The 6,772-nt window shown below is 58.0% G+C and carries 6 protein-coding genes; 3 read left to right on the forward strand and 3 right to left on the reverse strand.

Going from position 1 to position 6,772, the window contains the following annotated elements:
- The first annotated feature begins 55 nt into the window (after positions 1-55).
- From J7382_RS18000 to J7382_RS18010, 3 genes are all read left to right on the forward strand, one after another.
- A complete protein-coding gene (locus J7382_RS18000) occupies positions 56-1,186 on the forward strand; it encodes a type III PLP-dependent enzyme (RefSeq protein WP_209070368.1) in 1,131 nt (376 codons plus the stop codon).
- A 76-nt stretch (positions 1,187-1,262) separates the two neighbouring features.
- Positions 1,263-3,560, forward strand: coding sequence for a xanthine dehydrogenase family protein molybdopterin-binding subunit (locus J7382_RS18005; RefSeq protein WP_209070369.1), 2,298 nt, complete (start codon positions 1,263-1,265; stop codon positions 3,558-3,560).
- Positions 3,561-3,564: 4 nt separating this feature from the next.
- Positions 3,565-4,614, forward strand: a complete 1,050-nt coding sequence (locus tag J7382_RS18010) for a DUF2235 domain-containing protein (protein WP_348540050.1) — start codon at positions 3,565-3,567, stop codon at positions 4,612-4,614.
- Positions 4,615-4,620: 6 nt separating this feature from the next.
- On the opposite strand, the gene J7382_RS18015 is transcribed toward J7382_RS18010, so the two are convergent.
- The 3 genes from J7382_RS18015 to J7382_RS18025 form a co-directional block, all read right to left on the reverse strand.
- Positions 4,621-5,292, reverse strand: a complete 672-nt coding sequence (locus J7382_RS18015) for a nitroreductase (protein ID WP_209070370.1) — start codon at positions 5,290-5,292, stop codon at positions 4,621-4,623.
- 16 nt (positions 5,293-5,308) lie between these two features.
- Positions 5,309-6,415, reverse strand: a complete 1,107-nt coding sequence (locus J7382_RS18020) for a TFIIB-type zinc finger domain-containing protein (protein WP_209070371.1) — start codon at positions 6,413-6,415, stop codon at positions 5,309-5,311.
- Positions 6,416-6,524: 109 nt separating this feature from the next.
- A partial coding sequence (locus J7382_RS18025) for a DUF4339 domain-containing protein (RefSeq protein ID WP_209070372.1) occupies positions 6,525-6,772 on the reverse strand: 248 nt, incomplete at its 5' end.

Here is a 6,772-nt window from a genome sequence, read left to right on the forward strand (position 1 = left end):
GTGAATGCGACCGAAAAACGCGAAATTCTGTGAGGAACAGGAATTGAGGTAGACTATGCGCAATGATCCGGCCCTCTGGCCTTCCCCGCTCTGGCATCTGAAGAAGTTCACACCAGATGCGCCGGTGTTGTATTTTGCACCTGAGGTGCTGCAGGCGACGGCGCGCCGGTTTTTGCAAGGCTTTGACGGGCTGGTCACTTATGCGGTGAAGGCCAATGATCATGAGGCCGTTTTGAGCAATCTGGTGGGGGCGGGCCTGTCTGCCTTTGATGTGGCGTCTCCTTTGGAAATGGCGCGCGTACGAGCGGTCGCGCCTGACGCTGTGCTGCATTATCACAACCCGGTGCGCTCCCGCGCGGAAATTGCCGAAGCGGTGGGACATGGCATTGCAAGCTGGTCTGTGGATTGCCCGCATGAATTGGAGAAACTGGTTGATGTGCCGCGACAGGGGACGGAGATTGCGGTGCGTCTGCGGTTGCCCGTGGCGGGCGCGGCTTATGACTTTGGCGAGAAGTTCGGTGCGGATCCGGATCTGGCTGTAGCGCTTTTGCGGCAGGCGCAGCAGATGGGGTTTGCGACCTCTCTGACCTTCCATCCGGGTACGCAATGTGCGGATCCTCAGGCTTGGGCGGTTTACATCGTGGAGGCCGCTGATGTGGCTAAGCGGGCGGGCGTGACTTTGCAACGTTTGAATGTGGGCGGTGGGTTTGCGGCGCATCGCAGTGGTGTGGCGCCGGATTTGGAGGCGATTTTTGATCGTATCGCGCGGGAGACCAAGCGCGCGTTTGGGGTGCGTGCGCCTGCGTTGGTCTGTGAACCGGGGCGGGCCATGGTCGCAGAGGCCTTTACTTTGGCAGTGCGGGTAAAAGCCGTTCGGGACAGTGCTGTTTTTCTCAACGATGGGATCTATGGGGCGTTGACGGAGCTGAGAGACATTGGCGTTCCGGATCGCATCAGCGTGGTGCGCTCTGACGGGAGGTCTGTGACCGGAGAGAACGTGGGCAAAGTGGTATACGGCCCGACTTGTGACAGTCTGGATAGGCTGCCGGATCCTGTTGCCTTGCCAGCGGATATTGAGGAGGGGGATTTTGTGATGATCCGCGCTATGGGGGCTTATTCGGCCAGCCTGTCTACGGGCTTCAATGGCTATGGTTTGCAGCAAATGACAACTGTCGCCGCGTTGTAAGACTTTCGGCGCTCTGGACAGCGGTTGATCCTGCGCTACAGTCCGCTGCGTAGCCACGCGCAGGGGAGCAGGAGCCATGGAAAAATTTGGGAAGAGCCAGCCCGTCAAACGGGTCGAAGACACGCGTTTTTTGACGGGTGAGGGGCGGTATGTCGATGATATCGCGCCGCCTGCGGCCCTGCATGCTTATTTTTTTCGCGCCCCTGTCGCGCATGCCAAAATCGCGTCACTTGATGTGGCGGATGCATTGGAGGTGGAGGGCGTTGCCTGCGTTGTGACACAGGCGGATCTTTTGGCGGCAGGGGTGGATGCCACCTTGCCAGGCACGCAAGTGGACAATCGTGATGGCAGCAAGGGGGCCGCTCCAACGCGCCCCTTACTCGCAACTGGGCGCGTGCGCTATGTTGGGGAGCCGCTTGCCATGATTGTTGCGGAAACACTTGATCAGGCGCGCGATGCGGCAGAGATGATCCTGTTTGACTACGAAGATCTGGAAGCCTCCATGGATTTGGCGCGAGGCGGCGCGCAGTTGCATGAAGAGGCGTCCGAAAATCTGGCCTTTGACTGGGGATTGGGGGATGAAGCCGCTGCAGATAAGGCCTTTGCGGAAGCTGCGCATGTTGTCAGCCTTGAGGTTGGGGACAACCGTGTGATCGTCAATTCGATGGAGCCTCGCGGGGCCTATGCCGAATGGGAGGACGGTCGCATTCATGTGGCCAACAATGGTCAGGGCGTGTGGGGTACAAAAGGCCATGTGGTGCGCGTTCTGGGATTGGAGCCTGAGCAAGTGCGCGTGACCAACCCAGACACTGGCGGTGGATTTGGCATGAAGGCGATGATCTATCAGGAACCATTGCTGGTGGCCTATGCGGCAAAGCTTTTGGAAAAACCTGTGCGGTGGATTGGCGAGCGGACCGAAAGCATGCTGTCAGACAACGCGGGGCGGGATCTTATCTCTGTGGCGGAGATGGCCTTTGATGCGGACCTCAAAGCAACAGCTTACCGGGTGAAGAGCGTAGCGAATATGGGCGCGTATAACTCCCAATTTGCGCAGGCCATTCAAACGCAACTGTTCAGCCGTGTTCTGATGGGGGTTTATGATGTGCAAACCACATGGTTGCAGGTGGATGGTGTGTATACCAATACGACGCCCGTTGACGCCTATCGCGGCGCAGGCCGCCCCGAAGCGATCTATGTGTTGGAGCGATTGATGGATCGGGCCGCACGGGAGTTAGGTGTGAGCGGCTATGAGCTGCGTCGGCGTAATTTCATTCCGAAAGCGGCCTTTCCCTATAAGACCGCCACAGATGAAACCTATGACGTGGGTGATTTTGACCGGGTGTTGAGCCGACTAGAGGCGTTTGGGGATGTCGCCGGGTTTGAAACCCGTAAGGCGGCAAGTGCGAGAGCAGGCAAATTACGCGGGGCCGGATTGTGCTATTACATCGAAAGTATTCTTGGAGATCCGAGCGAGAGTGCGCGCGTTGAATTTAACGAAGATGGCACAGTGTCGATTTACGTCGGTACGCAGTCCAATGGGCAAGGGCATGAGACGGTTTATGCGCAGTTTTTGAGTGACCAAACCGGTATTCCCACGCATGTGATTGAGGTGGTGCAGGGCGACAGTGACCGCATCAAGCAGGGCGGCGGTACAGGAGGATCCCGATCCGTCACAGTGCAAAACACAGCAACTTTGGCGACCGTGGAAACGATGATTAAAGCCTTTACGCCTTATATTGCAGATAAGATGGGCGTGGATGCCGAGGACGTGACTTTTGATGATGAGCAATTTCGCGCGGAAGGCTCTAACTTACACCCAACCCTGCTTGAAGCCTCAGCTATGGCGCGTGCGGACGGTCGACTGGATTTGATGGTGCATGAAGAACGTACCACTTTGCCAGCACGAAGTTTCCCAAATGGCGCGCATCTTGCAGAGGTTGAAGTGGATCCCGAGACCGGACAGGTCACCTTGGAGAAATACACCGTGGTGGATGATTTTGGAAACTTGATCAACCCAATGCTCGCTGAAGGGCAGGTCCATGGTGGCGTGGCACAAGGTATTGGGCAGGCTTTGATGGAGCATGTGGTCTATGATGACGAGGGGCAGCTTTTGACTGCGACCTTCATGGATTATGCGATGCCACGTGCGGGCGATATGCCCATGATTGGCTTTACGACAGAGGCGGTTCCCTCCACAGCCAATGTGATGGGAATGAAAGGATGTGGAGAAGCGGGCACCGTTGGTGCCATGGCTGCTGCAGCAAATGCCGTTCAGGATGCCCTTTGGGAGCATGGTGTGCGGCAGGCAGATATGCCCTTCACGCCGCATCGCGTTTGGCAAATGTTGAAAGAGGCAAAAGATCGGGCTGCGTGAGCGCATAAGCGGATGGCTGGCAGGACGATTTGCCAGCCGCCACTCTCCGGCCACGCTGCGGCGCGGGCCGTTAACCCATGTGATCATTCTTGATGGCACCATGTCCTCTCTGACGCCGGGACATGAAACCAATGCTGGTCTGACCTATCGGTTGCTTAGCGAATTGGGGGCAGATGTGTCCGTCTATTATGAGGCGGGTATGCAATGGCAAAGCTGGTCTCAGACCCTTGATGTCATGATGGGGCGGGGGATCAATCGGCAAATCCGGCGTGCTTATGGCTATCTCGCCAGTCGATATCGCCCCGGAGATCGTATCTTCCTGATGGGATATTCACGCGGGGCCTTCGCTGTGCGATCGCTTGCTGGCGTGATTGACCGCGTGGGGCTTTTGCGCGCCGAATGCGCGACTGAACGCAATATCCGCATGGCGTATCGCCACTATGAGTTGACCCCCGACAGTGTGGCTGCGGTGGATTTTGCCGAGGCGCATTGCCACAAAACTGTTGAGATCGAAATGATTGGGGTCTGGGACACGGTCAAGGCATTGGGCGCGCGAGTGCCACTGCTTTGGCGTTTGACCGAACAGCGTCACGCCTTTCATAATCACCATCTGTCTCCGATTGTGCGTCATGGGTATCATGCGCTGGCGTTGGATGAGACACGGCAGGTGTTTGAACCCGAACTTTGGACATGTCCGGACAATTGGGACGGTCGGGTGGAACAGGTGTGGTTTCGCGGTGCGCACAGTGACGTCGGTGGGCAGCTTGTCGGCTTTGAAGATGCCCGACCGCTGGCAAATATTCCGCTGGTTTGGATGCTTGAGCGTTTAGAGGCTTGTGGCATCAGCCTTCCAACAGGCTGGCGCGAACGTTTTGAAACCAATGCAGAGGCCCCAATGGTTGGAACTTGGAAGGCGCTGGGCAAGTTCTTTTTGTTCCGGTCACCTCGCCGGGTATGCGCAGATCGCTCCGAGAGCATTCATCACAGCGCGGCCCCTTTTGTGGCAGCCGGTGACATCAAAGGACGCGTGGCACCCCGTGCCAAGAGCGCTTGAACTGCCTCAGTCGCGCCACTCTACAAAGGCGTCCAATTCCGCGCGGTCGGTGCGGAACTGGTTGATGGCGGCATCTTCATCGGGGTAGCCAAAAGAAATGGCTGCGAGGACTTTGCGGTCCTCTGAAATGCGAAAGTGGTCTCTGACAACGTTGGAATAGAGCGACAAAGCCGCCTGAGGTACTGTGCCAATCCCCTGCGCTTGCGCGGACAAACAAAAGGCAGTGATGAAGCCCCCACAATCGAGGACACCGTAGGGGCCAAGTTCCACAGGGCAAGTGATCAACGCCACATGAGGCGCGCCAAAAAGCGTATAGTTTTCTTTCATCTGGCGCGCGCGGCCTTCACGATCTCCCCGGCCGATTCCCACGGATTCGTAGAGTTGAAACCCGCAGGTGCGCCGTCGTTTGAGATGCGCGCCGGTGTAGGTTGTGGGGAAAGGATAATCAGGGGCGGGTGCGCCCGTGTCAAAAGCCCGCGCCATCGTCGCACGAAACGCGTCAGTCTCTGCGCCGGAGGTGAGGATGACTTTCCAGGGTTGGGCATTGCACCAAGATGGGGCGCGTCCTGCGTCCAGCAGAATCTGTGAGATCACAGCTTTGGGTACGGCTGCCGATTTGAAGGCCCGACAGGAATGGCGTTTGTGCAATAGGTCTTGCAGAGCGGCATGATGGCTCATTGCCGTGTCCTCGCGATTATTGGTTCTGAGCGATGATATAACCGAGCGCCCCAGCTGCAAGGGCAGCGAGCGCAACGGCACAGGAGATTTTCCATACCGAATAGGGGCGTTCACCCTGAACCCGACCGGTCTGCCCGTTGACGACAAAACGATAGGACTGTCCGCGGTATTTATAGGCAGCGAGCCAAACTGGGAGGAGAATATGTTTGAAGGTCACATCATTGACCGTGGTGGATATGGAATGAATGCGCTGCCGGTCGCCACCAATATCAAAGGCGACATCTCTTCGGATCACGCGATCCATCCGCGTGCGGGCTTCTTCATATCCCTCTTCCAGTGCGATGGAGTAGCCCTCTGCCTGAAAGCCCGCGAGGAATTCTGGCGCGTAAGGTTCCAACGCAGACAAGTCCCAGGGCTCCAGAGCATCGGTGTATTTTTTAGGTAGAGCTCTGGACGCGAGAACCAGCACATCGTCAAACCACCGTCCGACCCTGCCTGACGCAGGGCGCCAGCGGATTTTCTGTACCTGGCGGGATTCAGGTTTGCCGTCGCGCATCACCGTTTCGGTGACGTAGTAGACTGTGCCCCTTTCGCCGACATATGCCGACTTTGTATCGGCGTCATAGGTCCAGTAGGGCACGTAGATGCCGTCCATCTTGCGACCCTTGCGCGCGTAGTCTTTGAGACCATTGGGCGCAAACCAAAGCCCGCCAAGCCAGCGGTTCATGGCTGAATGGGCTTCTTTCTCGGCCAGTTGAAACGGCAGCACTGCGCGAGGTTTGATTTGACGGTGTGTTCCTGTGTCTACAACGACCGGGGTCGCACAGAAGGGGCATTCGGTGGCATGCGTGTCCCCGCTGAAGACCACATGGGCGGCGCAATTCGGGCAGGAACAGGCCCGAGTCTCCATGACGTCTGCGGCGGGCAACTGTTCTGCCAGAGCAGATTTGAAGTCCAGTTCCGTGATGGCAGCGGCGCGGTCGCCCTGCTCGGTGGCTTCCTCATGGCCGCAATGGTCACAGATTAGCAGGCCCTGCCGTGGTGCAAAGCGATAGTCTGCGCCGCATTGCGGACAGGGGAAGCGTGTGCTCTCTTGCGGGGCGGGCGGCGGCGTGGCGGTCATATGAAAAGTCGGATCTGTCTGGGTGGAATCGCGTGTGCGATAGAGAAAGCGCTGCGCCCGGCTGCGGCGTTAAAAACGTGTGCGCAGCCGAGCAATTGGGATTTTCAGTTCAGCTTCCCGGTGGTGGTGGCGGAAGGATGGTGAAGAGCTGGGCCAGTTCTGCCACATCTTCCGCGTGTTTCCAGCCGTCCTGACCGGCGGTCCAGACATGGGTCTGGCGGGTGATCTCACCCGCGGCGGCCATTCGGCCCAGAGCCGCCTTTGAAAACGGGCCTCGGGTCTGGCCGTTTTCGGCGACATGCCAGACATGTTCTGCCGGTGGTGGGGGGGGCGGGGCCGCATGGGCCGCTTGCGGAG

It is taken from the genome of Shimia sp. R11_0, from assembly GCF_017744035.1.
In the GTDB taxonomy this organism is placed as follows: Bacteria; Pseudomonadota; Alphaproteobacteria; order Rhodobacterales; family Rhodobacteraceae; genus Shimia; species Shimia marina.